Origin of the sequence: Neolewinella litorea (assembly GCF_004803465.1) — a bacterium.
Lineage (GTDB): Bacteria > Bacteroidota > Bacteroidia > Chitinophagales > Saprospiraceae > Neolewinella > Neolewinella litorea.
The window spans coordinates 517,510-541,549 of record NZ_SRSF01000002.1; the positions used below are offsets into that span (position 1 = coordinate 517,510).

18 protein-coding genes and 1 pseudogene are annotated in these 24,040 nt (G+C 62.8%); 11 read left to right on the forward strand and 8 right to left on the reverse strand.

Going from position 1 to position 24,040, the window contains the following annotated elements; genetic code table 11:
• Positions 1-28: 28 nt before the first annotated feature.
• Positions 29-670, reverse strand: a complete 642-nt coding sequence (locus tag E4021_RS07910; protein ID WP_168797517.1) for a hypothetical protein — start codon at positions 668-670, stop codon at positions 29-31.
• A 157-nt stretch (positions 671-827) separates the two neighbouring features.
• Here E4021_RS07910 and E4021_RS18055 point away from each other — a divergent pair, with 157 nt between their 5' ends.
• Positions 828-1,214, forward strand: a complete 387-nt coding sequence (locus E4021_RS18055; protein ID WP_168797518.1) for a nuclear transport factor 2 family protein — start codon at positions 828-830, stop codon at positions 1,212-1,214.
• Between the two features lie 84 nt (positions 1,215-1,298).
• Positions 1,299-2,624 carry an MgtC/SapB family protein gene (locus E4021_RS07920; RefSeq protein ID WP_136458110.1) on the forward strand — a complete coding sequence of 442 codons (1,326 nt, stop codon included), beginning with the start codon at positions 1,299-1,301 and terminating at the stop codon, positions 2,622-2,624.
• Between the two features lie 18 nt (positions 2,625-2,642).
• On the opposite strand, the gene E4021_RS07925 is transcribed toward E4021_RS07920, so the two are convergent.
• Positions 2,643-3,512, reverse strand: coding sequence for a sterol desaturase family protein (locus tag E4021_RS07925; protein WP_168797519.1), 870 nt, complete (start codon positions 3,510-3,512; stop codon positions 2,643-2,645).
• A gap of 303 nt (positions 3,513-3,815) precedes the next feature.
• Between E4021_RS07925 and E4021_RS07930 the strand changes: the two genes are divergently transcribed.
• Complete coding sequence (locus E4021_RS07930) at positions 3,816-4,289, forward strand: nuclear transport factor 2 family protein (protein ID WP_211096992.1); 474 nt, start codon at positions 3,816-3,818, stop codon at positions 4,287-4,289.
• Positions 4,290-4,369: 80 nt separating this feature from the next.
• Positions 4,370-5,110 carry a subclass B1 metallo-beta-lactamase gene (gene bla, locus E4021_RS07935; protein WP_136458114.1) on the forward strand — a complete coding sequence of 247 codons (741 nt, stop codon included), beginning with the start codon at positions 4,370-4,372 and terminating at the stop codon, positions 5,108-5,110.
• A 59-nt stretch (positions 5,111-5,169) separates the two neighbouring features.
• Here bla and E4021_RS07940 read toward each other — a convergent pair whose 3' ends face one another.
• Complete coding sequence (locus tag E4021_RS07940) at positions 5,170-5,712, reverse strand: GNAT family N-acetyltransferase (protein WP_136458116.1); 543 nt, start codon at positions 5,710-5,712, stop codon at positions 5,170-5,172.
• 115 nt (positions 5,713-5,827) lie between these two features.
• On the opposite strand from E4021_RS07940, the gene E4021_RS07945 reads away from it, so the two are divergent.
• A complete protein-coding gene (locus tag E4021_RS07945; RefSeq protein WP_136458118.1) occupies positions 5,828-8,182 on the forward strand; it encodes an acyl-CoA dehydrogenase family protein in 2,355 nt (784 codons plus the stop codon).
• Between the two features lie 172 nt (positions 8,183-8,354).
• Positions 8,355-9,446, forward strand: coding sequence for an alkene reductase (locus E4021_RS07950; protein WP_136458120.1), 1,092 nt, complete (start codon positions 8,355-8,357; stop codon positions 9,444-9,446).
• A 114-nt stretch (positions 9,447-9,560) separates the two neighbouring features.
• On the opposite strand, the gene E4021_RS07955 is transcribed toward E4021_RS07950, so the two are convergent.
• Complete coding sequence (locus E4021_RS07955) at positions 9,561-11,069, reverse strand: rhodanese-like domain-containing protein (protein WP_136458122.1); 1,509 nt, start codon at positions 11,067-11,069, stop codon at positions 9,561-9,563.
• A gap of 25 nt (positions 11,070-11,094) precedes the next feature.
• Positions 11,095-11,358 (reverse strand): hypothetical protein, encoded by a 264-nt coding sequence (locus tag E4021_RS07960; RefSeq protein ID WP_136458124.1) that lies wholly within the window; start codon positions 11,356-11,358, stop codon positions 11,095-11,097.
• A gap of 113 nt (positions 11,359-11,471) precedes the next feature.
• Between E4021_RS07960 and E4021_RS07965 the strand changes: the two genes are divergently transcribed.
• From E4021_RS07965 to E4021_RS07975, 3 genes are all read left to right on the forward strand, one after another.
• Positions 11,472-12,557 carry a sensor histidine kinase gene (locus E4021_RS07965; protein WP_136458126.1) on the forward strand — a complete coding sequence of 362 codons (1,086 nt, stop codon included), beginning with the start codon at positions 11,472-11,474 and terminating at the stop codon, positions 12,555-12,557.
• A 38-nt stretch (positions 12,558-12,595) separates the two neighbouring features.
• The gene (locus E4021_RS07970) at positions 12,596-13,321 is read left to right on the forward strand and encodes a LytR/AlgR family response regulator transcription factor (protein ID WP_136458128.1); all 726 of its coding nucleotides are present in this window, start codon (positions 12,596-12,598) and stop codon (positions 13,319-13,321) included.
• 125 nt (positions 13,322-13,446) lie between these two features.
• On the forward strand, positions 13,447-14,229 hold the full coding sequence (locus tag E4021_RS07975) for an IS5 family transposase (protein ID WP_136458130.1): 783 nt from the start codon (positions 13,447-13,449) through the stop codon (positions 14,227-14,229).
• Positions 14,230-14,373: 144 nt separating this feature from the next.
• Here the strand turns inward: E4021_RS07975 and E4021_RS07980 are convergent, their stop codons facing one another.
• Together E4021_RS07980 and E4021_RS07985 are read right to left on the reverse strand one after the other, a co-directional pair.
• Positions 14,374-20,319 (reverse strand): alpha-2-macroglobulin family protein, encoded by a 5,946-nt coding sequence (locus E4021_RS07980; protein ID WP_168797520.1) that lies wholly within the window; start codon positions 20,317-20,319, stop codon positions 14,374-14,376.
• A 205-nt stretch (positions 20,320-20,524) separates the two neighbouring features.
• A complete protein-coding gene (locus E4021_RS07985) occupies positions 20,525-21,079 on the reverse strand; it encodes a YciI family protein (protein ID WP_136458134.1) in 555 nt (184 codons plus the stop codon).
• Between E4021_RS07985 and E4021_RS07990 the strand changes: the two genes are divergently transcribed.
• Complete coding sequence (locus E4021_RS07990; RefSeq protein WP_136458136.1) at positions 21,078-22,061, forward strand: tocopherol cyclase family protein; 984 nt, start codon at positions 21,078-21,080, stop codon at positions 22,059-22,061. The genes E4021_RS07985 and E4021_RS07990 overlap by 2 nt on opposite strands.
• Before the next feature lie 17 nt (positions 22,062-22,078).
• Here E4021_RS07990 and E4021_RS07995 read toward each other — a convergent pair whose 3' ends face one another.
• Positions 22,079-22,384, reverse strand: a complete 306-nt coding sequence (locus E4021_RS07995; protein WP_136458138.1) for a spore photoproduct lyase family protein — start codon at positions 22,382-22,384, stop codon at positions 22,079-22,081.
• Positions 22,385-22,791: 407 nt separating this feature from the next.
• Here E4021_RS07995 and E4021_RS18560 point away from each other — a divergent pair.
• Positions 22,792-23,949, forward strand: a pseudogene (locus tag E4021_RS18560) (FG-GAP repeat protein); the annotation flags it as partial.
• Positions 23,950-24,040 lie beyond the last annotated feature (91 nt).

Genomic DNA, 24,040 nt, shown 5'->3' on the forward strand with positions numbered 1-24,040 from the left:
CGCGCGCAGGGTTCGCCCATTTGCCGTATCACTCGATCTGTATCGGCGGCCGGCAGTCTTCCGTCCGCTGGTTCCACCCGTCGGGATGGTAGGTCCAGCAGTTGCCATAGACGCTGCAGTAACAGATATCTACCCGGACGTGGTCCATAAAGCGGGTGACGGCGCCAAAGTCGGTACGGCGCAGGTCGAACTCCAGGGTGAACAGTCCTACGTCGGCGTCGACGGGCAGGATCCCTTCCACCATGGTATTGCTCAGGACCTGCGTAGCGGCCATTGCCGGGTGCGTGCGCTGGATCACGGTCGCCAGCGAATCGGCGCGCACCGCCTCCCCATCCAGGGTGATGGTCAGATTACTCAGCAGGGCCGGGCCCACGCCGGTATTGACCACGTTATAGGTGACCCGCACGGCCGTGTCGCGCCGCAGTTCGAATCGCTTGTTGGAGGTGACGTAAGGAAGCACGCTGGCCGATTGCTGGGCGACCATAAGCGATTGCTGCTCCTTCAGAATGCGGGTCTCCTGAATGGCCACCAGGGTGCCGATGAGGCTGATGGCCAGTGCAATGAGTGCGATAACATCCGAGCGGTCCAGGGCGGGGCGGCGGGGCGCAGGTTCGGGGGGCGGTGGCCCGGCGGGCTCCACCGGTGGCGGCGGGGGGGCGGGGGTATCCATACCGCAAATATATAGGACCCGGCAAGCGGCTACCCGTGTCTCTTTTCCCGTAAGCCGGCCCGCACCTTCCACGCGCTCTTCCCCGCCAGACGCGGGCTTTCCGGGCACATCGGCCGGGTTTCTTACCTTGGCTAGCGAGCCTGATAACTGTATAAATATGCCCGAGCAAACCCCCGACCAAGTATTCGATGCCTTCCGCCACAGCACTTTGGTAGGCGACGATCGCTGGCAGCAGCTGCTGACGGAAAAGGTAACTTTTATCGGCCCCCTTTCGGTCGCTACCGGTCGCGCCCAGTTCATCGAGAACCGGGCCCCCTTCTACGCATCGGTGCGCGGCGGCGAACTGCACCGGCGAGTAGTCGACGGTCACACCGTCATCACCCAGGTAACGGTCCGCATCGCCGCCCCGGGAGGTGGCGAACTCCCCCTTGACATCTGCGAGTGGTACAAGATCCGCGACGGCAAGGTAGCCGCCCTGCAAGTCTACTATGACACCGCCGCCCTGCGCACGCAAATGGAAGCGGAGCGGCGCCACGAATCCTAACCCCCGGTTGCGGAGCCCGCCACAGGCCCCCGGAACCGAAAATCAACGAACAGATCCCCCCTAAAGGCACTTCCATTTTCCGATATGGATTATACACCTTTCGTGCACCTGGCTACCTCCCTCGGTTTGGGCCTGTTGGTCGGCCTGCAACGTGAACGCGCCAACTCGGAACTGGCGGGCATCCGCACTTTTCCCCTCATCACCCTGACCGGCACCCTTTGCGGCCTCTTCGCCGAGCATCTGCATACCGCCTGGATCGTGGTCGCCGGATTGCTGGCGGTGAGCCTGCTGGTGGTGGCCGCCAACATCGTACGCGGGGAAAGCCTGGAAGAGGACGACGCCGGCGTAGGACAGACCACCGAAATTGCCATCCTTCTCATGTTCCTGGTCGGAGCCTTCTTGCCCATCGGACCCACCGCCGTGGCGGTCACTACCGGAGCCGGTGTGGCCATCCTGCTTTCGCTGAAGCGCACCCTGCACTACGTTTCCGGCAGCATGACCCGCGAGGACGTCCGCGCCATTATGCAACTGGCCGCGATTGCCTTCATCATCCTGCCGCTGTTGCCGGACGCGAACTATGGCCCCTACGACGTGCTGAATCCGCGGGAAATCTGGACCATGGTGGTACTGATCGTCGGGTTGAGCGTGACGGCCTACTTCATCTACAAGTGGGCGGGCAAGAGCGTCGGCACCATTGCCGGAGGCATACTCGGCGGACTCATCTCCAGTACGGCTACGACCGTGACCTACGCCAAGCGCACCTCGGGGGCCGAGGGGGCCGGACGACTGGCCGCACTCGTGATTTTTATCGCCTCCACCATCTCCTTCGTGCGGGTGCTGATCGAGGTCAGCGTGGTCATTCCCGGGCGCATCGGGGTGATTGGTCCGCCGATCGCGGCCATGATCCTGTTCATGGCCCTGCTGTGCCTGGGCCTTTACCTGTTCAACAACGAGAAGGATGATGAGGAGCTGCCCGACCCCGACAACCCCGCGCAGTTAAAGGCCGCCCTCATCTTCGGCGCGCTTTACGCCGTAATCATCTTCGCGGTGGCCGTGGCCAAGGATTACTTCGGGCAGGAGGGCCTGTACGTGGTGTCGGTCATCAGCGGGCTCACCGACGTGGACGCCATCACCCTCAGCCTGAGCAATACCATCAAGGACGGCGGCCTTACGGCGGAACGCGGGTGGTCGCTCATCCTCATCGCGGCCCTGTCCAACATGATCTTCAAGGCCGGCATGGCCGTGGTCCTGGGCTCGCGCAGCCTGGCCAAATACATCATCGGAGCTACCGTGCTCACTTTGGTCGCCGGGGCGCTGGTGCTGTGGCTGTGGCCGGAAAGCTGGGCCATCGGCAGCCTCACTGAGGTCACGGGTGCGGGTACCGGATCGGGTACCCCCGAAAGCGAATAGGCCGGGTTCGCGGGTTCCTTACTCTAGAGCCGCACGTCCACTCGACAGCCGGCGGGGCACGCAACCGTCGGGCAGGGCCCACGGGCGAATCGGTTCGAGGGGCATCCGGTGCAGGAAGGGTACCGTCAGTTCGTCCGGATCACGCCAGGCGGGTAGACCGATGGTGATCTCTTCCTGCGGAACATCCAGGCACCGTGTACCGTGCAGCCAATCCCAGAAGGGAAGTACCACCCCGAAGTTGGAATTGAACTCCTGCTCCACGATGCTGTGGTGAATACCGTGGGCGCGGGGCGTGATCAGGACGCGGGCCAGCTGGCGCTCCACCGTGGTGGGAAGCCGCAGGTTACTGTGGTGAAAGGCCGTACACCCCTCGAAGATGGCCTCGTAGCCGAGCACCAGGCGCGAAGGTGCGCCGATCAGCGCGATCATGCCGCCCCGGAAAATAATCGAGAATACCTGTTCGCCCAGGTGGAAGCGGAAACCCGTGGTCACGTCCATATCCAGATCGCTGTGGTGTACCCGGTGCATGCGGTACAGTAGTGGCACCCGGTGGGTGAGTACGTGCCAGCAGTAATTCGTGTAGTCAAGCAACAGAAAGGCGGCAGCGGTACGCGCCCACGGGGGCAGTCCCAGCCAGTGTACCAGTCCGAAGCGGCGGCGTTCGCTCCAGTCGCCCGCGTACACCATGGCCGGCAGCAGCGCGGCCCGCACCACCGCAAATCCGGTGGCCGCCACCGCGGTGTTCGTCAGCGAGCGCTTGACCTTGGAGTGGTGCTGCTCGCGCAGGGTCAGCACCTCTTCCAGTAAATACAATCCCACCACCACTCCCGCCAGCACGGGAAAGGCCTTGCGATCAAACCAGGGAAAGAAAAACCGAAACCGAGGCATTCCCCAAAAGTACAACGCGGCGTCCCCATTTGGATCGCGACTTCCCTCTCGGTTCGCGACATCCCTCTCGGTTCGCGACATCCTGTCGCGTAGCGGATCGCGACTTCCCTATCGGTTCGCGACATCCAGTCGCGCAGTGGTTCCCGACATCCTGTCGCGTAATGGATCGCGACTTCCAGTCGCGCAGCACAACGTGGCCTCCGGCCGCGGCAAAGCAAAACGCGGCCTCCAGCCGCGCCAATCCCAGTAAAACCTACCACCAACCAAAAATTCCCCCGTCCTTAGCCAAAACCCTCCCCCAGTATGCGTCCTCTCCCCACTATCTGCTTCTTCCTTATCACCCTTTTAGGCACCACCATACTCGCCGCCCAGTCTCCCATCCCCGCCTACGCCCCATCCGATACTGCCCTGCACCGGGCCATCCTGGAGATGGACCGGCGGTACTTCGACGCCTACAACGACTGCGACATGGAGACCCAGGCGGCCATTTACGCCGACGACCTGGAGTTCTACCACGATAGGGGCGGATTGTCGACCTCCAAGGCAGAAATCCTCCAGGGAATTGAAGCGAACATCTGCGGCAAGGTCCGCCGAATCCTGCTGCCGGAGACCGTGGAGGTTCACCCCATACCCGGTTTCGGGGCCATCGAGATCGGCTACCACCGCTTCGAGAACGCCGCCGAGCCCGACGCCCCCTCCATCCCCAGCCGCTTCATCACGGTATGGCGGCGCGACGGCGACCGCTGGCGCATGGCGCGGGTCATCAGTCTCCACTAACTGCATCCGGCGGCGCGCGGGTTCCGCGTGACGCCGGAAATCCCGCCCGCGGGCGGGCCCCTCCCCTATCTTTGGTGCCCATGATGCTGTTCCTCCTGCCGCTGGCGCTGCTGCTGGCCTTCTCTACTGCCTTACCGGCCCAGGCTGAGGCGCCGGTCACCACGGTTTACGAAAGCCCGGCGCTGCGCATCGACCGGCTGACTTCCGGGGTGTTCGTCCACGTAAGCTACCTGGAGACGGAATCCTTCGGTCGCGTGCCCTGTAACGGCATGGTGTACGCCAGCGACGGTGAGGCAGTAGTGGTGGATACTCCTGCGGATCGTCCGGGCGCGGAGGAATTACTCGCGTGGATCGACACCGCCCTGTTGGCCCATCCGACGGCCGTGGTGGCTACCCACTTTCACGCCGACTGTACCGGCGGACTGGATGCCTTCCACGCACGGCGCATCCCCTCCTACGCCCACCTGCGGACCCTCGAGTTGGCCGCCGCGCGCGGCGAAGCGGTCCCCCGCCACGGCTTCGACTCCCTGCTGGTCCTTGGCGTGGGGTCAGGCACGGTGGAAAACCGCTACATCGGCGCCGGCCATACCCGCGACAATATCGTTACTTACCTCCCCGGGGCCGAGGTGCTCTTCGGAGGCTGCCTGATCAAGGCCGACGGCGCCGGAAAGGGCAATCTGGCGGATGCCGATGTGGATGCGTGGCCCACCATGGTCGCTGCGGTTCGCCGGGCCTATCCTGAGGTTAAGTGGGTAATCCCGGGCCACGGCCCCGTAGGCGATGCTACACTCCTGGACTATACCGCGCAGTTATTCGAGTGAACCACCCGATCCGGCTTCATCAAAAAACCCGGCACCCGCGCTCCGCCGCAACCAAACTATCACGGCTGCCCTTCCGCGGGCGCTCGGCGCACGTACACCAGGCAAGGCTGTTGGTCATGGCGATCGGCAAAATCAGGGTGGATGAAGGCACCTTCGTACGCCATGCCGAGCTGATGCATGACGCGGATGGAGGGCATGTTGCGGTGGACGGTCACGGCCCGCACGGCATCCAGTCCCAACGCGCCGAAAGCGTGTTCGAGGCAGGCCCGGGCCCCTTCCGCCGCCAGCCCCTGACCCCAGACGTCGGGGTGCAGCATCCAGCCGATATCGACGCAGGGGGTAAAGAAAGCCGGGTACTCCTGCCGCGACAGTCCGATGAACCCAAGCAGTTGCTTGTCGGTCCGGCGCTCGGCGGCAAAGTAACCGAAGCCGTGTTCTTTGTGGTGTTTCTTGAAGCGCTCGACTACGGCATCCGACTCCTTACGGGTGAGCGTAGCGGGGAAATACTCCATCACCCGGGGGTCGGCCTGAATGGCGGCGAAGGCGGGCTTATCCCGGTTGGTCCATTTGCGGAGGCGCAGGCGGTCGGTGAGAATTTCCATGGGTGGGTATTCAGGTGTGTACCGAAGTTACGACTGCCGGACAAAATTTCGCTTACCTACTCAATTACCAACCGTAAAGGACAAATCGACGTTCCCTTCCAAACTTCCGGACAGCATGGGCGTCGACCTACCTACGAGCACTTCCCTTTCCCCCGGCATCCAGGCGATGCTACCCTTCCTGTACGCCGCCTGGTCGGACCGCCACCTGAGCGTACCCGAGGTGGAATCCCTGCGGCAGCAAGCCGGGGCCCTGCCCTTCCTTACGAAGGAGGACAGGCCGGTACTGCGGGAATGGAGTGATCCGGCCCGCCCCCCGAGCCGCGAGCGTTATCAGCAGTGGCTGAGCAGCGGACGACTGGCGGCGGAGGCCCTGCCCGAGGACCGCACCGCCAGTCTGGCCGAACTGGGTGTCTGGCTGGGGCTGGCCGCGGAAGAAGACCCGGATGCGCGCCGCGACTTCTGGGCCGCGCAGCTTCCCGCCCTGCAAGAACTGGAAGCGAACCTGGGCGGTGTGCAGGAAGACACCTACCGCTCGCTCTTCCCGCTCTACGACCAGCGGCAGAAGCTCGCCGAGGCGATCACCGAATCGCGCATCGACCCCGCGGAGCTGCAGCGCGTGCTGGAGGGCGAGCGGGCGGAAATCATCGCCCGGACCAAGGAGATACTGTTGCGGCCCTCCTTCGACCGCCCCACCCTGCGCATCAAGGAGGACTACCGGGAGCAGGTGCTCCGCTGGTGCCGCGAACTGGCCCAGGAGGGCATCGGGGCCCTCTCCTACCCCCCGGAATACGGGGGCGAAGACAGCATGTCGGAGTACGCCGGTGCCTTCGAGGCCATTGCCTACCACGACCTGAGTCTGGTAATCAAGTTCGGCGTACAGTTCGGTCTCTGGGGCGGGGCGGTGTACAACCTGGGTAGCAAACGGCACCACGATCGCTGGTTGCGAGAAACCGGCACACTGGAGCTGCCGGGCTGCTTCGCCATGACGGAGACGGGCCACGGCAGCAACGTACGCGGACTGGAAACCACGGCCGTGTACGATCACGAACACCGGGAGCTCATCGTCCATTCCCCCAGCATTGCCGCGGGGAAGGAGTACATAGGTAACGCCATGCACGCCCGCCTGGCGGCGGTCTTTTGCCAGCTGATCGTCGACGGGGAAAGCCACGGCGTCCACGCGGTGGTCGTGCCGATCCGCGACGCGGAGGGCCACGTGCTGCCGGGCATCCGGGTAGCGGACAACGGCTACAAAATGGGACTCAACGGGGTGGACAACGGCCGCATCTGGTTCGACCAGGTGCGGGTGCCGGTGGACAACCTCCTGGACCAGTACGGGGGCATCACCGAAGACGGCAGCTACCACAGCCCCATCAAGAGTCCCGGCAAGCGCTTCTTTACCATGCTCGGCACCCTGGTGGGCGGACGGGTGTTCGTCCCGCGCGCCGGGCTGAGCGCGGCCAAGTCGGCCTTGGCCATCGCCGTCCGCTACGGGCTGCGCCGCCGGCAGTTCCCCTCGGAATCCATGCGCTCGGAAACCATCATCCTGGACTACCCCAACCAGCAGCGCCGCCTTCTGCCCCTGGTGGCCAAGGCCTACGCCCTGCAGTTCGGACTGGACCACCTGCTGGACCGCTTCGTGGCCCGCACCCCGGACGACATGCGGGAGATCGAGGCCATGGCCGCCGGACTGAAGAGCTACGCCACCTGGTTCACTACCGCCGCCATCCAGGAGTGCCGGGAGGCCACCGGCGGCAAGGGCTACCTGGCCGAGAACCGCATCGCCGACCTGAAGGCCGACACCGACATCTTCACCACCTTCGAGGGCGACAACACCGTACTCATGCAGCTGCTGGCCAAGAGCCTGCTAACCGAGTTCAAGAAGTCCTTCCAGGAAGACGGCAACATCGCCGTACTGAAGTTCATCGGCCGCCGGGTCACCACCATGGTCACGGAGCAGAACCCCTACGTGGTGCGGCAGACCGACCGCGAGCACCTGGAAAGCCCCGGCTTCTACCAGACGGCCTTCCACTTCCGCGCCCGCCGGCTGGTGACCACCCTGGCCCAGCGGCTGCGGGCCTACATAAAGGAGGGCAAGAGCGCCTACGAGGCCGGGCTCCTCTGCCAGACCCACATGATCGCCGCCGCCGAGGCCTACGTGGAGCAGCTGGTGGTGGATGCCGCGCTGGATCGTTTAAAAGGATTGAAGGAGAAAAGGAATGAAGGGGTGAAGGAGGCCGACGCGAACGTCACCGACCTCCTCGATAAGACCATCCAGCTCTACGCCGTCCACACCATCGAGGGCCACGCGGCCTGGTACCTGGAGAGTGGCTACATCAGCGGGCAGAAGAGCAAGGCGATCCGCAAGCTGGTGGACAAGCTCTGCGCCGAGCTGCGGCCGGAGGCCGGAGTGCTGGTGGACGGCTTCGGGATACCGGACAAGCTGCTGGGGGCGCCGATCGCGGTGGTGTAGTGGTCCAACGCCCAGTGGTTGGACCCTTAAGTGGTCCGACCAGTTCACCATGGACCACTTAGTCGTCCAATAAAATTTCCTTGGACCAGCCCCAAATCCAATGTATCGACACTAAATCGGAACCTTCCCCCCACCCCGCCGTTTAAACACTATTACCCTGAAAACCAATATTATGCTAGACCATCTCCTTTCCGAGTACCAACTCGGCCAAACCCAACTTGCCAATCGCGTCGTCATGGCCCCCCTGACCCGCTCGCGGGCGGAGGGCAACGTGCCCAACGATATGATGGCCACCTACTACGGCAACCGCGCCGGTGCCGGACTCATCATCTCCGAAGGTACCTCCCCCAGCGTGAACGGACTGGGCTACCCCCGCATCCCGGGCAGCTTCTCCACCGAGCAGATCGAGGGCTGGAAGAAAGTAACCCGCGCCGTCCACGACCAAGGCGGCAAGATCTTTATGCAGCTTATGCACTGTGGCCGCGTCGGACATCCCGACAATGTGCCCGCCGGCGGCCGCGTCCTGGCCCCCAGTCCGGTGGAAATGACCGAAACCAAGATGTACGTCGACGGTAAAGGCCTGCTGGACATTCCGGTTGCCCACGAAATGAGCATCGAAGACATCACCCTCACCATCGAGGAGTACGCCAACGCCGCCAAACTGGCCATCGAGGCCGGATTCGACGGGGTGGAACTCCACGCCGCCAACGGCTACCTGCTCGAGCAATTCATGCACCCCAAGACCAACCGTCGCAGCGACCAGTACGGCGGCTCGGTGGAAAACCGCCTCCGCTTCCTGCGCAACGTCGCCGAAGCCACCGTTGCGGCCATCGGCGGCGACCGGGTCGGCGTGCGGCTGTCGCCCTATGGCGTATTCAACGAGATGGGGTCCTTCGATACGGTCGATGAGACCTTCGTTTCCGCCGCCCGACTGCTCGACGAGATCGGCGTCACCTACCTCCACCTGGTCGACCAGGAGGACATGGGCGCCCCCCCCGTCCCCGAAGCGATCAAGGCCAAAATCCGCGAAACCTTCAGCCGCAGCCTCATCCTGGCCGGCGGCTACGACGCTCACCGCGCCGAGCAGGACGTCAGCAGCGACCGCTGCGATCTGGTGGCCTTCGGCCGTCCCTTCATCGCGAACCCCGATCTGGTCGAGCGTTTCCGCGAAGGTGCCGAGCTGAACGTACCGGATTACGATACCTTCTACACCCCCGGCCCGGAAGGTTACATCACCTATCCCACGCTGGCGGAATCGGTCTAGCCAACCTACGCAAACCCTAAAAACGGCACTGCCGGGCGCTTACGTAGCGTCCGGCAGTTTTCGTTTACGAGACAGTCCGTAGCCCGGACCGGATGTCACTGGCCCCCGCCCCCTTTATCCGGCGGCCTTGATCTTCTTGATCCCGTGCCCCAGGTCGTGGACCATGACGTCGTTGCCCAGGTGCTTGCGCAGCAGACTGGCCCCGATGGCCGAGGCGTAACCGTCGCCGCAGTGTACAACGACGGGGCGGTCGCGGGGGATCTCCTGCCAGCGGTCGCGCAACTGCCACAGGGGGACGTTCAGGGCGCCGTAGAAACGCGTGTCCTCCGCCGCGGCCGCTTCCGGCCGGACATCCACGATGGTGTACTTGCCTACGTAGTCGTCCTTCAGTTTTTTCGGGTCCAGTGGCGGCTGTTCGATTTCCGTTAGTCCGCCGGTCCACTGGGTCACGCCCCGCACCTGCCGGTCGTAACCGATCTTGGCGATGGCCTGCGCCAGGGGGTAAGCCTTCTCTTTCCGGTCGATGAGGAGGTGAAAATCTTCGCCGGGGCGGACGATGGTGCCCAACCACAGGGCAAAAGGTCCGTCCGCCTGGATATTTATGGCGTTACGGGCGTGACCGGCGTGAAAGTCGGGGGCGGGCCGGGTATCGATCAGCAATTGATCGTCGCCGAGGGGCAGCACGCGGGGAGCGGCGGCGGCGGTGGTGGCGTTTGACGCGTCTTCTTCCGTCAGGATCACCGCTCCGCCCCGGCTCGAGACTACGGTTTGGCTGGGCTCCAGTTCGTCGCGGTGCTCATCGGTGAGGAAAGCGGCGAAGGGGGCCATGGCCTGTGCCCAGTCCGGATAGCCTTCCCGATTGTGTTCCAGGCATCCCTTCACGTAGGCGGGTACGAAGGGGTAATCCTTCAGCAGCCAGTCGGCAAACTGGTTGGCGTCCTGGTGCTGGAAGGCGGGACTCTCGGCCTTGGCTTCGGTGAGGTTAAAGCGTTCGTGGGTGGCCCCGTCCATTTTGGTGAAGTGGTTGTCCTCACCGAATCCGGCAAACACGGTGGCGCGCGGCGCAAATCCTCCGATCACCTTGTAGATGCTGTTGTACTGTTCCTTGGCGTAGTCCTTCACGCCGTGCAACGGGTTTTTGTCGGCGGGGCGCGGGAGCGGATAACCGGCCCCGAGGTGCAGGAGCGTCCCCCCGGTGAAGATGCCGTGTACCTTGCGATCCTTGTCGATGGCCAGCAGGCTCAGGCTGTCGGCCGTGAAGCCAGGCGTCAGCTGGGTCTGCAGGTGACTGCCTTCGCCGAAGGGAATCATGGTGGCCCGGCCCGCCTTCACGTAGCGGCCTTCGCCGTGGAAGCGGTAAGCGGAGGCGCCGTAAACGTCGGCCCCGGTAAGGCGCCGCAACTCCTCCCAGCCGCTGGCGAAGGTGCCGGGGCAGTGCGTCATGACGATGGCAATCAGGCGCAACTTGTTGTCTTTCAGGTACTCCAGGTACCCTTCAATACGGCGGCTCGGGTCTACCGCGATGGCTTCCCCCTTTTCACTGATCAGGTAGGAAAACTGGTCGAGGGTCTCGTCGTGGAAGCGCTGGATGTTCATGGGGGATACGTTGGGTGATTCTTTCATTAATCACCGCCCCGCCCCCGGATGTTTAGTACCGCCGCGTGATCATGGGCGAGTGGGCACCGGGGCCGCCGGGCCGCTTGCGGAGTTCGTCCAGGCGATCGCGGCACTGATCGCAACTGGCCAGGTGCTCACTGATCTGCCGGTAGGCCGAGCGGTCTTCCTCACGGGTGATGCCCTGCCAGTACTCGAGCAGGTCCTCGTCGTCGGGGTGGCGGAAGCTGCCCAGTACTTCGCGGCCGATCTTGTAGATGATGGCCGCGGCCACTGCGGTGACGAGTAAGATTTCCATGCCGCGTAAACAGGAGGATGCAGCGGATGGTTGGCCGCCGCTCGTCCGGTCCGGGGCGCAATTGGTAGATTGCCTTTCGGGGGTTTGCCGCCTCCTTCCGTACTTTGCCCTAGATGTCCGTGGCCACCCGTGAAACCGCCGGCTCCCAGCTCGGTAATTTTCTCGACCGACTGGGGAGCACCCTGGTCCGCCGTCCGTTCTACCACGGATTGGCCTGGTTCGCCTTTTTCAGTATCCTGGTCATCCTGCAATTGCAGACCGGCGAGATCGGGCTCGGTTTGGCCGTGCTCAACGAGTTCATCACCGTTGGGGTGTTCGCCATCGTGGTGTACACCAATTTGCTGTTCCTCTTCCCCGCCTACCTCAAGCAGGGACGGTACCTGGTCTACCTCGCCGCCCTGGTGGGGCTCTCGCTGCTCTTCACCCCCCTCGAGCTGGTGATCAAATACTTCCTCTTCTCCTACCGCGAGTCGATCCAGGTCGACCTGCTGCAGCATATGGAAGCCTACTTCCTGGGTAACTTTCTGATCGGCGGCATCAGCTCCATGGGCAAGATCATGACCGACTGGCTCGCCGAAAATCGAAAAAAACAGGAGGTGGAGAATGAGACCATGCAGTCGGAACTGCGCTTCCTGAAGTCGCAGATCAACCCCCACTTTCTCTTCAACACCCTCAACAGCCTTTACGCCCTTACCCTCAAGAAGTCGGACAAGGCCCCCGACATCGTCATCAAGCTCTCGGAGATGATGCGCTATATGCTCTACGAGTGCAACGAACCAAAGGTGCCGCTGCGCAAGGAGATCAACTACCTGCAGAACTACCTCGACCTGGAGCGGCTGCGGCAGCGGGACACCATCGACATCACCCTAGACGTGAAGGGGCGGGTGCAAGACCAGCAGATTGCCCCCCTGCTGCTGATCCCCTTCCTCGAGAACAGCTTCAAGCATGGCATCAATGCGGCACTTAAGGGAGGCTTCGTCCACGCCACGCTCAGCGTCGACCACCGGGCCATCCGCTTCTTCCTCGAAAACACGAAAGGCAATGTGCTGCCCCGCTCCCCCGACGCAGCCCGGCCCAGCGGGGGCATTGGCCTAGTCAACGTGCGCCGCCGGCTCGAACTGCTCTACCCCGACCGCCACGACCTGGAAATCACCGAAACCCCCACGACCTACACCGTCCGCCTCGATCTCGAACTATAGGCGGTCGCTTTACACATTAACTACAAAATTCACCACCCATGATCAACGCCATAATCGTAGACGATGAGCCCCTGGCCCAGGATATCCTTGAAACCTACCTCGAAAAGATCCCGGAGATCGAACTCGTCGCCAAGTGCGATAATGCCTTCGAAGCCAATGAGGTCCTTAAAAAGGAGGACGTCGACCTGATGTTCCTCGACATCAATATGCCGCAGCTCACGGGCACCGACTTCCTGCGCGGACTTACAGATCCTCCGGTGACCATCTTCACCACGGCCTACCCCAATTATGCCCTCGACGGATTCGAGCTCAACGCCCTGGACTACCTCGTGAAGCCCATCAGCATGGACCGCTTCCTGCAGGCCTGCAACCGCGCCGTCGAACAGGCCGAACTAAAGCAAAAGGCCAAAGCGCTACCGGTACAGGACGGCGGCCCCGGCTACTTCTTCGTGAAGGCCGACAAGAAACTTGTCCGCGTCAACCTCGACGAGATCGTTTACATCGAAGGCCTCAAGGACTACGTCATCATCCGCCTGCCCGACGACCGCGTGATCACCCTACAAACCATGAAGTCGCTCGAAGACAAACTGCCCACCAGCACCTTCCAGCGCATCCACCGCAGCTACATCGTAAACCTCGAACGCATCGAAGCCTTACAGGGAAACATGGTCGAAGTGAAGGAAAAAGGCAAGATTACCAGTCTGCCCGTGGGAAAAAGCTACCGGGATACCTTGGCTGAACGGATTGAGAAGCTGAAGTTGTAGGGCTTTAGTTCTTTAGTTCTTTAGTTCGTTAGGGCTTTAGAGCGTGTCTAAAATTATGATTTCTGCTATGTGAGGCGAAAGATGGCTGCCGGCCGTGTTTTGTAAGTCGCCAAACTACACAGAACATGACCCAGCAGTACGCTCGGTTGACCGACAGCCAGTGGGACGAAGTTAAATCCTTTCTGCCCATCGGACGCAAACGTAAACACGACCTGCGCGACGTCTTTGATGCCATCCTGTGGGTCACACGCACCGGCTGCCAGTGGCGTAACCTGGATCGACAATTTCCGCCCTGGCAGGTAGTCCACTATTACTTCAGCAAGTGGTCGCGTGACCATACTCTGGAAACGATGAACGACGCGCTCAACCGGCGGGAACGCGAACTCGTCTTTGCTCGACCGTCTACCCCCAGTCTCTTACTAGTTGATGCTCAGAGCGTTCGACTTCTGCCGCGGATCGGTCACCAACAGGGTATCGACGGTGGTAAATGGGTCAACGGGCGCAAGCGCAGTATCCTGTCCGATACGCTGGGACGGGTGTGGCGAGTCGAGGTACATGCGGCAAATGTGCATGATGGAGTAGCTGGTCTGGACCTCATCTACCCCGACTTTACCGGACAGTTGCCCCGGGCCGAAAAGTTGGTGGCGGACACGGCCTACACCGGACAGTTTGCCGCCATGATGCAGCGACTAGATCGCGTTGGTTTTGAGTGTTCCCTGCGGAATCCGGCGCGGCGGGGCTTTGTGGTGGAACCGCGGCGCTGGGTAGTCGAACGGACCTTTGCCTGGTGGAATTGGTATCGTCGATTAATCAAAGATTACGAGCGAACGGTAGAAAATTCTGCCAGCTTCGTACTGATGGCTAACATGCAGATGGTTCTTTCGTCACTGGACCGTTTGGTGACTTGAAATTTTTAGACACGCTCTTAGTTCTTTAGGGCTTTAGTTGAGTAGTACTATACGCGGTAGCGTCCCTGGCGGAGCCATCTCGAAAGAACTATTCGCCTAAAGAACTAAGTGCCTAAAAGACTAAAACCCTAAAAGACTAAAAGACTACCATACCAACACCCTTCCCCCCTCACTATTCCCACCGAACTCCGGCGCGTACATACACTCCACTCGTCCCAGTCCATTGCTGAAATTACCGGCGTAGGTCGTGAAGAGGTCGTATTCTAGCGTGTAGGTACCTCTGGGCAAGTGGTCGATGAAGAAGTTGGTAGCCAGGTCACCGGGCGCGAAGTAGTAGCCCAGCCCGCCCTGGTAGGTATAGCCCGAAAGTGCGGTTACCGGTTCGAAGGTGGCGGCGCGGCGGTCTTTGACGTGTACGTAGTCCAGGTCGCGGTCGCTGCGCACGGTCAGGCGCACGGTCACGCGGTCGCCGGGCTTGAGTGGTGCATCCTCGGTCAGGGGGATAAGGCGGTCGCCCGCACGGCGGAACAGTTGCCGTTCCAGACTCAGGGCGCCGCCGGAACTTGATTCCACGCGGTCGGCCCGTTCGGTGTACTGCCAGAACACGCCTCCCCACACCAGATCGTTTCCGCGGTTGCGCACCTTCACCGTGGCCAGGTCGCGGTTCACCTCCTCCGATGAAAGGCGCAGGGTGATCTCTCCCGTACCCACTTCTGCCGTTTCCTGCAGGGCGAGTACGCGGGTGCCGGGCCCGTCGCCGGGAATGCCGGGCCAGGTGGCTTCCACCGGCAGCGTCTGATCGTCAACCTGGTATTCAACCCCCGTATTCAGCAGCGCTAAGACGGCCGCGGCGGTGGCTTTGGTTGTTGACCAGCGGTTGGTCCGCTTGTTGCTGAGGAGCCAGAGGCGCATTTCATCCAGTTCTTCCGGCCGCGGATCGATCGTGCGGAAAGCCTCCAGCAGCCGCGTGTGGGTCTCGATGGGGAGGTTGTTCCACTGGTACCCGGACGGGTATTTCCAGTACATGCCGAACTCGTCCGAATGCAGGGCCCGCTCGCGCAGGCTTTCCACGATGGCCGGGGCAACGGGGCTATCGCCAGCCTTGCCGATCAGGGCGATCAGGGCCTGTTCGTAGAGCCCATAATCGGTCCACCGGTCCAGGGCCCGCGCGCGGAAGAACTCAACGGCTTCGGTCGCGGCGGCCCCAAATTGGGCGCGGGCGTACAGGTGGTGCACCTGGAGGGCGGAAGGGCGGTAGCTTTTCCGTACGTTGACGGAGTCCTGGTCGGCCAGCAGCCGGCGGTAATCGTCGGTGAGCTGTGCATCGAGGTACACCAGGGCCTGTTGGGTGATTCGCTCAACCGTTGTCGATTGCGATTTGGCCACCACGCCGAGTTGCCGCATCTGGGCCAGGGTCTCCACGACGTACTGCGTCATGTAGCGGTCGGAGGGGCCACCGGGGAACCAGCTGTAGGCACCGTCGCTCTCCTGGCGCGCGGCCAGCTTGGCCAGGGTGGCTTCCTGCTCGCGGGCCAGTTTTTTCAGGTCGAAAAGGTGCGCCAGCCGGGCCCGCTGCTCGGTTTCCGACTCCGCTTCCCGCACCCAGGGGGTTTCGGTGAGCAGGGCCTGCGTGAGCGATTCGTTGCGCTGCAGCTCGCCGAGCAGGGCGGTACTGTCGGCCTGCCACCGACGGAAGACCTGCTCCAGCACCGGTTTGTTGGCGACCGTGGCATAAGCCAGCTGGTTGGCAAAGTAGCGGTTGACCACCTGCTCGGTGCCGTCGTAGGGGTACTCCATCAAGTAAGGAAGGGCTTTGAGGGCCAGCCACGTAGGATTGGTCGTCACCTGAAAAGTGTAGCCAACGTGCCGGAGTGTCTCGCTGTCGTAGTCGGCCAGCAGGGGCAGGGACACGGTTTTGCGTTCGTTGCGCTTGAGGTAAAAGGGCACGGTGACGGAAACGAGGGTACGGTCGGTGAGCACGGGCACCACGTTCTCCTCCCCGTCGCTGAAATCGCCCCCGCGTGCGGTGATGCGGTAACCCAGCAAGCCTTGCTCCGACAGTCCTTCCGGCACCTTGAGCGGAAACCGCACCGTTGCGGAGCCCTGGCCGGCGAGGGTCGCCTCCTGGGTCAGGTCTACGGCACCCGCGGACGCGCCAAAATCAGCAACGGAAAGCGCCTTATCGGTCGCGGGATCGAACAGCTCCAGCCGTACGGTCACGGGCAGCTCCCGGTCGGTCAGGTTGGAAACGCGGGCGGTCAGGCCGAGGGAATCGCCCTCCCGGAAGAAGCGCGGGACGTTGGGCAGTACCATGAGCTCCTTTTGGGTGACGATCTCGCGCTCGGAGATCACGTAGCGCAGTTCCCGGTCGTGGGCGAACAGCCGGAATTTCCAGGCGGTGAGGGCCTCCGGACTGGTGAAGGAAATCTGCAGGCTGCCGTCCGTTCCGGCGGTGAGTTGCGGCAACCAAAAGGCGGTCTCCCGCAGGTTGGTGCGCAGGTTCACCGGGGGATCCTGCTCCTCTTCGGACGCTTCCCCGGGCGTGGGGGGCGGCGGGGGCGCTGACACCTGATTTGCCACTATACTTTTCTCCGCATCCATCAGTACTTCTTCCTCGGGAGCTTCCATAGCCATGGCCTCCACGTTTCCCCGGAAGCGGGCCGCGCGGCCCATGCCGGTCACCACTACCTCCTGCAGGCGGTCGCCGGAGAGGCGCAGCCGGGGCAGCGCCGGGATCGTGTCTGTGCCCAACGACCGCGGCGCAGTGAAGCTCCAGCCCCAATCGCTGCCGAAGCTGCCGCCGCCGATCAGCGCCGCCCCGCCGTAGAAGCGCGGGTAGGGCGCAAAGTCCCATCCCCGGCCGGCGTAGATTTGGTCCAGGCTGGCGTCGTACATCGTGGCCAGGGCCGCGGCCTCCACGGGTGAGCCGTCGGCGTTGCGCAAGGTGAGCGTCCACTGCTCCGGAAAGCCCGGCCGCAGTCGGTCGCGAAAGGTGGCGTAGGTGACCGTAATTTCCTTGTTCTCCCACGGCAGGGCCAGTTGGCGGCCCACGCGGTGCATGCGGTTCAGCCGCACGAACCCTAGTTCAAAGGCCAGTCCGCCCCGGTCCGCTTCCGTCGGCGTATAGGTAAACCGGATGCTGCGCTCGCCCGACGCCCGGTCCGGAATGGTGGTAGTACGCCCTTGCCACTGGTAAAGGACGAGCGGCAGGTCGAGGGCGGAGATCAGCTGTAATTGTACGGGCTCACCCACCGAGACAGTGTCCGGTGCGCCATGCAGCAGGTACAACACGCCGGACGGCATCTCCGCGGCCGCGGAGCTGTACACGCTGAAGGTAGCGGGCACGCCCTCGGTACCGTCGGGGTAGGTAAATTCAATGCGGTAATGCCCGACGGGAAAGTCGGCCCGCAGGGCCATCCGCCGCTCCGCACCGGCAAGCGTCACCGCGGCATTGTACACGGCGGGGCCGGTCGTGGGCCATTCCGACAACTCCGGCACGGGACCATACGCCAGGTGGGGATGGTGACGCTCGAAAGCGGCACGGTTGATGACGGGCCGGTCGGGGGCCTCCCACTCCCGGTCGATGAGGGCGGCGTTCGGTTTAGTGACCGGTACGATCCTGACCTGAAGCTCCAGTGAGGTATCGGCCGCGTCGGTGGTGACGAGCAACTGCAGGCTGTCGCCCCGGTCAACGGTCTCCCGCTGTGGCGTGACGGCGACGGCCGGACGTTGTCCGCGAACGGCCACCGTGGTGGTCGCCTGGTGGGTTTCCCCGGTGGCATCGGCTACGTCGGCCTCCACTACGTAGCGGTAGCGCCGGAAGCCGTCGGTATTGAGGTCCCCGCGGGTCTCAAAAGTGAAGGTGAAGTCACCGCCGGCGTCGGTGTCGGTGGTGCCGCTGACGAGGAGTTCGCGGTCACCGCCGCCGCCCCCGCCGCGGAAGTAGCTGAAGAACCAGCGCACCTCCTCCAGGTAGACCCGGTAGTTCACGCGCGCTTCCGCCACGGGCGGGCCGGCGTAGGTGAGGGCCGTGCCGGTTACGGTGGCCGTGGCGCCCGGTTCTACGGCGGGCGGAGTCTCCAGTTCGACGGTGAAGCGGGGCCGCTTGTATTCCTCCACCCGGAATTCGGCGTTGCCGTTCTCGGTTTGCAGACTGAAATCGCCCGTCAGCCCCCCCGTGGGCAGGGCAAAGTCGAGGCTGAACCGCCCGTAGGCGTCGGCGGTGGCTTCCCGCTGGGCGACCTCCTGGTAGTTGGCGTCGCGGAGCACCACACTGACCGTCGCCCCCGGCACGATGACCGGCAGCTCATCGGTTCCCGTGCGGTAGCGGAGCCCGTAGACGTGGACCGTCTGTCCGGGCCGGTAGATCGCGCGGTCGGTCAGGAGGGTGGTGAAGAAGTTCTCGCGGGCCGGGGCCTGCAGATTATTGTAGGCATATTCCTCGGTAACTAGCCGATCGCTGGTAGCCGGGTGGGCCAGGATCAGTTGGTAGCTGCGGTAGCGGTCGGCGGCAGGCAGAGTGAAGGTGCCTTTGGCGTCGGATTGCCGGGTAGCCACCTGGACATAATTGCCGTTGCGCTGCTGTTCGCGCACGGTCACGCGTACGTTCTCGATCGCCGCGCCGGTGCTGCGGTCGGCCACCTGCACGTAGGCCCCGTCGGTCCCTTCCACGCGCACGACCGCCAGGTCGGTGACCTGAAAGCTGATCACCGAAAAGTTGGAGCTCCTGGCGCTGAACCGGTCGTCGTCGGCGATCACCATTCGGTAGCCGCCCGCGGGCAGGGGGTCCAGGTCCAGCTCCGTGCGGTGCTGGCTGTAGTCGTCGTTTTCGGGCAGGCGCTGGCTGCCGCTGGCCACCTGTCGGCCCTTCATCACCTGGGCCAGCCGTTCGTCGCCGCGGTAGGAGTTCCGTTCGCCGGCGGCGGGGTCGTAGGCGTACACCCGGTAGTGTACCCGCGCTACGTTTCGGTAGATCAGGCCCACCAGCAGGTGCTGCTTGCGGGGGTAGAACGTAAGGGCACGCGCCCCCAGCACCGGGGTCGTGATGCCGGCCCGCAGCTGCTGGGCTTCCACGCGGGCCACGGGGTCGGCCTCCCCTACCCGGTCGAGCAGGGCCAGCGCCCGTACGCGCGGCCGCGGACCGAGTTGCTCATCGTCGCGGTCGAGCACGCGGGCCATTTCCACCAGGATGCGGTCGCGCTCCACTACGCCGGGGTAGTTGTCGTACATCCCCTGCAGGGCGGTGAGGTAGAGGGAGTCCGGCGCACCGTTGCGGTGTGCGAACTTCATCCGTTCCAGGTCGGCGTGCAGCAGGGCCGGGCCGCCGGCGTCGAGGTGGTAAGCGATCCACTGCTGGTAGAGCTGAAGTTTGCGGGGCGTGCCCTTACTCAGGTTGAAGTTGAGGCTGAGGTCCTGCTCCACGAAGGCCTCGGCGGGCAGCAGAGCCAGTTCGGGGCGGGCGATCGACTCGTCGGTCACGGTGCCCAGACTGCTCCCCAGCACCTCCATGGCGCGGTCGACGATCAGGTCGTAAAGTGTGGGCACCTCGCGCCGGCGACTTTCCCCACCGGTGATCAGGGCGGGGATGGCCGACAGGGGCGTCTGGTTGGCGCGCGCAAGCTCCAGGGCGCGATAAAGGTGGCGCTGGCTCAGGTACAGCAGCTGGTCCAGGCCGTAGTCGGCCAGCGGCAGCGTATCGGGCACCGCCCCCTCCCCGACCGTGGTAAGCTCGCTGAGCCGGTAGGCGTTGCTCTCGGCGTAACGGTGGTAGAACTCGCCCAGCAGCAGGTGCGTGACGGTGGCCAGTGCGGGCGGGGCGGTCGTGTCGCGGAGCGCGTTGCGGAGGAGGTTGACGGCTGCGGCCTCGCCGTCTTCTTCCAGCTGCCGGGTGAGGGTGGCGCGGTAGTCGAGCGCGCGGGCGCGGTGGTCGGCTCCCTCGGTGCCGGCGTACAGTTCGTCGGCCAGCTGCAGAGCACTGCGGTACTTGCCCTGTTCGATCAGGGCGTCAATGCGCCGGTAGGTATCGTCGGGGTCCTGGGCCATAAGACTGCCGGTGAGGAGGGAGAGGAGAAGGATCAGAAGGTACTGCATAGTGCTGGGCTTGGGGCGGTTCATGTCCCTTTGATGCAAGGTGGAACCGCATTGCACAGGCCACCTCCGTTAAGGAAACGTCAAAGCGGCGGGGGATGTCGCCACCGGCTTGGCTTTTGGTGGGGATACGGCACCGGCGGGCGCGGCAAAACCTGGGTTACGGGGGCGCGGTCGCGGGTGCGGTACGGAAAAGCAAGTGCCGGGCCTACTGGCTCGGGGAGCGGGATTCGAGGGTACGGTGCAGTTCGTTCAGGCCCATCAGTCCGGCCGAACCGTACCAGGAGTGCAGTTCCATGACCAGGGTGCCGGCCCGGACGGCGGGGTCGGAGGCGGTGAGGGCGCGGGCTTCCTCCACGGTGGCTACGTTGAATACGTAGATGCCTCGCAGTTCGCCCTCGTCGAGGAAGGGACCGGCCAGGACCAGGTCGCCGGCCTCCGCCATGCGTTCGATGTTTTCGAGGTGGGCCCGCTGCAGTTCGGCGGCGGCGGTGCTGTCGGGACTCCGATTGGGGCCGGTCCGGAGAAAGGCCATGACGTAGGGTTTCATACCGTAGGCGTCGGCGCCGTATTCCTCGATCAGTTCCTCGTTCACGCCGGCGGCGGTGTAGGGCACCGGGGCGGGGCCGGAGTCCGTGCAGGCGAAAAAGAGAAGCAATAAGCTGAAAAATGGGTACGGCTTCACGGCGGCGGCGGGATTGGTAATAGCTCCAAAATAGCGGGATTCGCCCAATCCGCTCCAGCGGGCCTTATCTTCCGGCATGGATGATTTCCTGCTTCGCCGGCGGGCGGCCTTCGATCCTCCGCGCTTTCAGGGCTGGGGGCGCCGCCGCCGGTACTTTGAAGGGTGGTATTTCAAGGTCGTGGTACCGGAGCACCGCCTGGCCTACGCCTTCATCCCGGGCATCAGCTACGATGCGGCCGGTGAGGGGCACAGCTTTCTGCAGGTGCTGGACGGCGTGGCGGCCACCGCCAGTTACCACGAATACACCACGGTCGATTTCCGCTCCGCGGCCTACCGCTTCGACGTGCAGGTGGGGCCGCACTGCTTCGCCACCGACCGGTTGCGGGTGGATCTACCGGAACTGCAGGTCGACCTGAATTTCGAGGGCGTCACGCCCTGGCCGTCGCGCTTCCTGGCGCCCGGCATCATGGGGTGGTACAGCTTCGTGCCGCGGATGCAGTGTTACCACGGACTGGTGAGCTTCCACCACCGGATCCAAGGCAATATCCAGGTAGGGCGCAAGGTCTACGACGCCTCTTCCGGGGTCGGTTACACCGAAAAGGACTGGGGCAGCGGGTTCCCCGAAGCCTGGATCTGGGGGCAGTCCAACCACCTGAGCGGCACCCGCGAGCCGGCCAGTCTGATGCTGAGCGTGGCGGTGATACCGTGGCTGACTTCGAGCTTCCGCGGCTTCTTGTGTACGCTGCTGCTCGACGGCGAATTGTACACCTTCACCACCTGGTCCGGGGCGCGGGTCGAGGTCGATTTCGCCCCGAACGCGGAGAGCGTCACCCTGGTGTTCAGCAACCGACGCCACCGACTTACCATCACCGGGCAGCCGGCGCCCGGCGGCCATCTTGCCAGTCCGATCGGCGGGGCCATGACGGGCAAAATCCAGGAGAGCCTGCAGGCGGAACTGGCTGTGCGCCTGGAAAAGGACCAAACGGTGGTGTACGAGGGTACGGCTTCCTGGGCCGGATTGGAGGTGAGCGAGAATGCGCCAGAGCTATTGGGTGCCTAGTGGGAATCGGAGGTCCTTTACCGCGCCTTCGTTGGGTGCTTCCGGCGGCCGGATGACAACGTAAAATAAAGCACCTCCCCCTCCGGAAAGCGCGCCTTGATCTCCGCGGAGAACCAGCCCTTCAGCTCATCCATCTGCTCCCGCGTGTAGACGAATTTGTGGCTGCCGAACTTGTTCCGCTTTTTGGCGCGCGTTTCCTCGTTGAAGTCGAGTGAGGTGTTGGGGTACCAGTCCAGCAGGATCTCCTTCGAGCCGGGCGAGTTGGGCGGGTTTGGAGGTGAGTGAGCGGGCCGGGGAGTTGCTGACGTGACCGCGGCACCCATCTGGCCGTTTTAGCATGGACGGCCCCACCTAGCGTTCAGGAAGGGAGAGGAATGCCGGCATACCTGCGTTGGCATTCCGCAACCGGGGCGGTGGTAGGCGCGGGTGCAACGAAATTTCACCGGGCGCAATGATCGGAAAGCCCGGCATATACAACCTGAGTCGGGACCTGAAGTATGGTGGATTCGCTTTTAAGCACGGGCAGATGGTCAAAAAAATAATATATCAGGGTTACCATTTATGTGGTATGGGTATGGACCCTATGAAACCTGCCTTTAAAACCGCTTGCCTTGCGGTTTAAATCCTAATTCCCACGATAAAAACTTTGGCACGGCAATGCCCCCTCCGGCTTCACCCGGAAGGCGGTGGCCGTACTACCCTTCTAATGCTTACTAACTACAAACGCGGTATGTCGCCACACACTACTCGACTTGCATTCACTCCCAACACTTCAATTTCTTGCCCTTCGGGCGACCATCCTTACCACCGGTTAAAACGCCCTTCCCGCACGCGAGGCAGCCACGGCTGGGTAGGTATTGCCTGGTTGCTGCTGCTTTTGCTGCTGGCGGTGCCGGTCGCGGGGCAGGACTTTAGCGAGATTGCTAAAGTCATGGCCGACGACGGGGAAGCGGGGGATTACTTCGGCTACAGCGTGGACGTTGACGGGGATCTAGCCATTGTAGGAGCGTATGGCGTTGGCAACTTTGCCGGGTCAGCCTATATTTTAACTCGAAGCCAAGTAAATTCTAACAATTGGGAGCAGGTAGCCAGATTGGCTACTCCCGATGTACAGGATGGTGATTTCTTCGGTTACAGTGTAGCCATTAGTGGAGATGTAGCTATTGTGGGTGCGTACCGGAATGATGATGTAAGGATGGATGCCGGAGCCGTCTACGTGTATGCCCGCAATGCGGGAGGAGCAAACCAATGGGGACAGGTGGCCACGCTGACCGGTGACGGTGAAGTGTCACAGGCTTTCTTTGGGCATAGCGTTGCGATAGATGGGGACCTTATCCTGGTTGGGGCGTATAATCGGTCTGGTTCAGCTTTCGTATTTACGCGTGACGAGGCAGGTGCCTACCAGTGGAATAATACCGCCAAGCTTACCGCATCCGATGCCGGCCCCTACGCGTATTTTGGATTTAGCGTGTCAATAGACGGGAACTTAGCTATTGTGGGAGCGAAAGGGGACGATGAGAAGGGACCCGCTGCGGGTGCAGCCTATATTTTTACTACAAACGCGTCGAATACCGGCGAATGGGAAGAAATTGCAAAACTTACCGCCGAAGATGCGGAGGGTTATGAACAACTCGGATCTAGCGTTGCAATAGATGGGAACTTAGCTATAGTTGGAGCGATAAGGGACAATGAAAACGGTTCATCCTCCGGTTCTGCATATGTGTTTTCGAGCGCGCAAAGTGTGGGAGCAGAGTGGGTACAGCTGGCAAAACTCACTGCTTTTGATGGAGCCAGAAATGATTTATTCGGATACAGTGTAGATATAAACCATTCCATGGCTATAGTAGGGGCTCCATTCGCCGATGGAGGACTAAAAAACAGGGGGGCGGTCTATGTTTTCGCCAGTGACACCAGCCAAACCCACGATTGGAGTCTGATCTCGAAAATACCAAAGGCCGACACATCGGATCAAAGTGGTC

Bases quoted from the DNA above. Each gene is read 5' to 3' on its own strand.
- E4021_RS07910 (WP_168797517.1), bottom strand. From the start codon at position 670: ATGGATACCCCCGCCCCCCCGCCGCCACCGGTGGAGCCCGCCGGGCCA.
- E4021_RS18055 (WP_168797518.1), top strand. From the start codon at position 828: ATGCCCGAGCAAACCCCCGACCAAGTATTCGATGCCTTCCGCCACAGC.
- E4021_RS07920 (WP_136458110.1), top strand. From the start codon at position 1,299: ATGGATTATACACCTTTCGTGCACCTGGCTACCTCCCTCGGTTTGGGC.
- E4021_RS07925 (WP_168797519.1), bottom strand. From the start codon at position 3,512: ATGCCTCGGTTTCGGTTTTTCTTTCCCTGGTTTGATCGCAAGGCCTTT.
- E4021_RS07930 (WP_211096992.1), top strand. From the start codon at position 3,816: ATGCGTCCTCTCCCCACTATCTGCTTCTTCCTTATCACCCTTTTAGGC.
- bla (WP_136458114.1), top strand. From the start codon at position 4,370: ATGATGCTGTTCCTCCTGCCGCTGGCGCTGCTGCTGGCCTTCTCTACT.
- E4021_RS07940 (WP_136458116.1), bottom strand. From the start codon at position 5,712: ATGGAAATTCTCACCGACCGCCTGCGCCTCCGCAAATGGACCAACCGG.
- E4021_RS07945 (WP_136458118.1), top strand. From the start codon at position 5,828: ATGGGCGTCGACCTACCTACGAGCACTTCCCTTTCCCCCGGCATCCAG.
- E4021_RS07950 (WP_136458120.1), top strand. From the start codon at position 8,355: ATGCTAGACCATCTCCTTTCCGAGTACCAACTCGGCCAAACCCAACTT.
- E4021_RS07955 (WP_136458122.1), bottom strand. From the start codon at position 11,069: ATGAAAGAATCACCCAACGTATCCCCCATGAACATCCAGCGCTTCCAC.
- E4021_RS07960 (WP_136458124.1), bottom strand. From the start codon at position 11,358: ATGGAAATCTTACTCGTCACCGCAGTGGCCGCGGCCATCATCTACAAG.
- E4021_RS07965 (WP_136458126.1), top strand. From the start codon at position 11,472: ATGTCCGTGGCCACCCGTGAAACCGCCGGCTCCCAGCTCGGTAATTTT.
- E4021_RS07970 (WP_136458128.1), top strand. From the start codon at position 12,596: ATGATCAACGCCATAATCGTAGACGATGAGCCCCTGGCCCAGGATATC.
- E4021_RS07975 (WP_136458130.1), top strand. From the start codon at position 13,447: ATGACCCAGCAGTACGCTCGGTTGACCGACAGCCAGTGGGACGAAGTT.
- E4021_RS07980 (WP_168797520.1), bottom strand. From the start codon at position 20,319: ATGCAGTACCTTCTGATCCTTCTCCTCTCCCTCCTCACCGGCAGTCTT.
- E4021_RS07990 (WP_136458136.1), top strand. From the start codon at position 21,078: ATGGATGATTTCCTGCTTCGCCGGCGGGCGGCCTTCGATCCTCCGCGC.
- E4021_RS07985 (WP_136458134.1), bottom strand. From the start codon at position 21,079: ATGCCGGAAGATAAGGCCCGCTGGAGCGGATTGGGCGAATCCCGCTAT.
- E4021_RS07995 (WP_136458138.1), bottom strand. From the start codon at position 22,384: ATGGGTGCCGCGGTCACGTCAGCAACTCCCCGGCCCGCTCACTCACCT.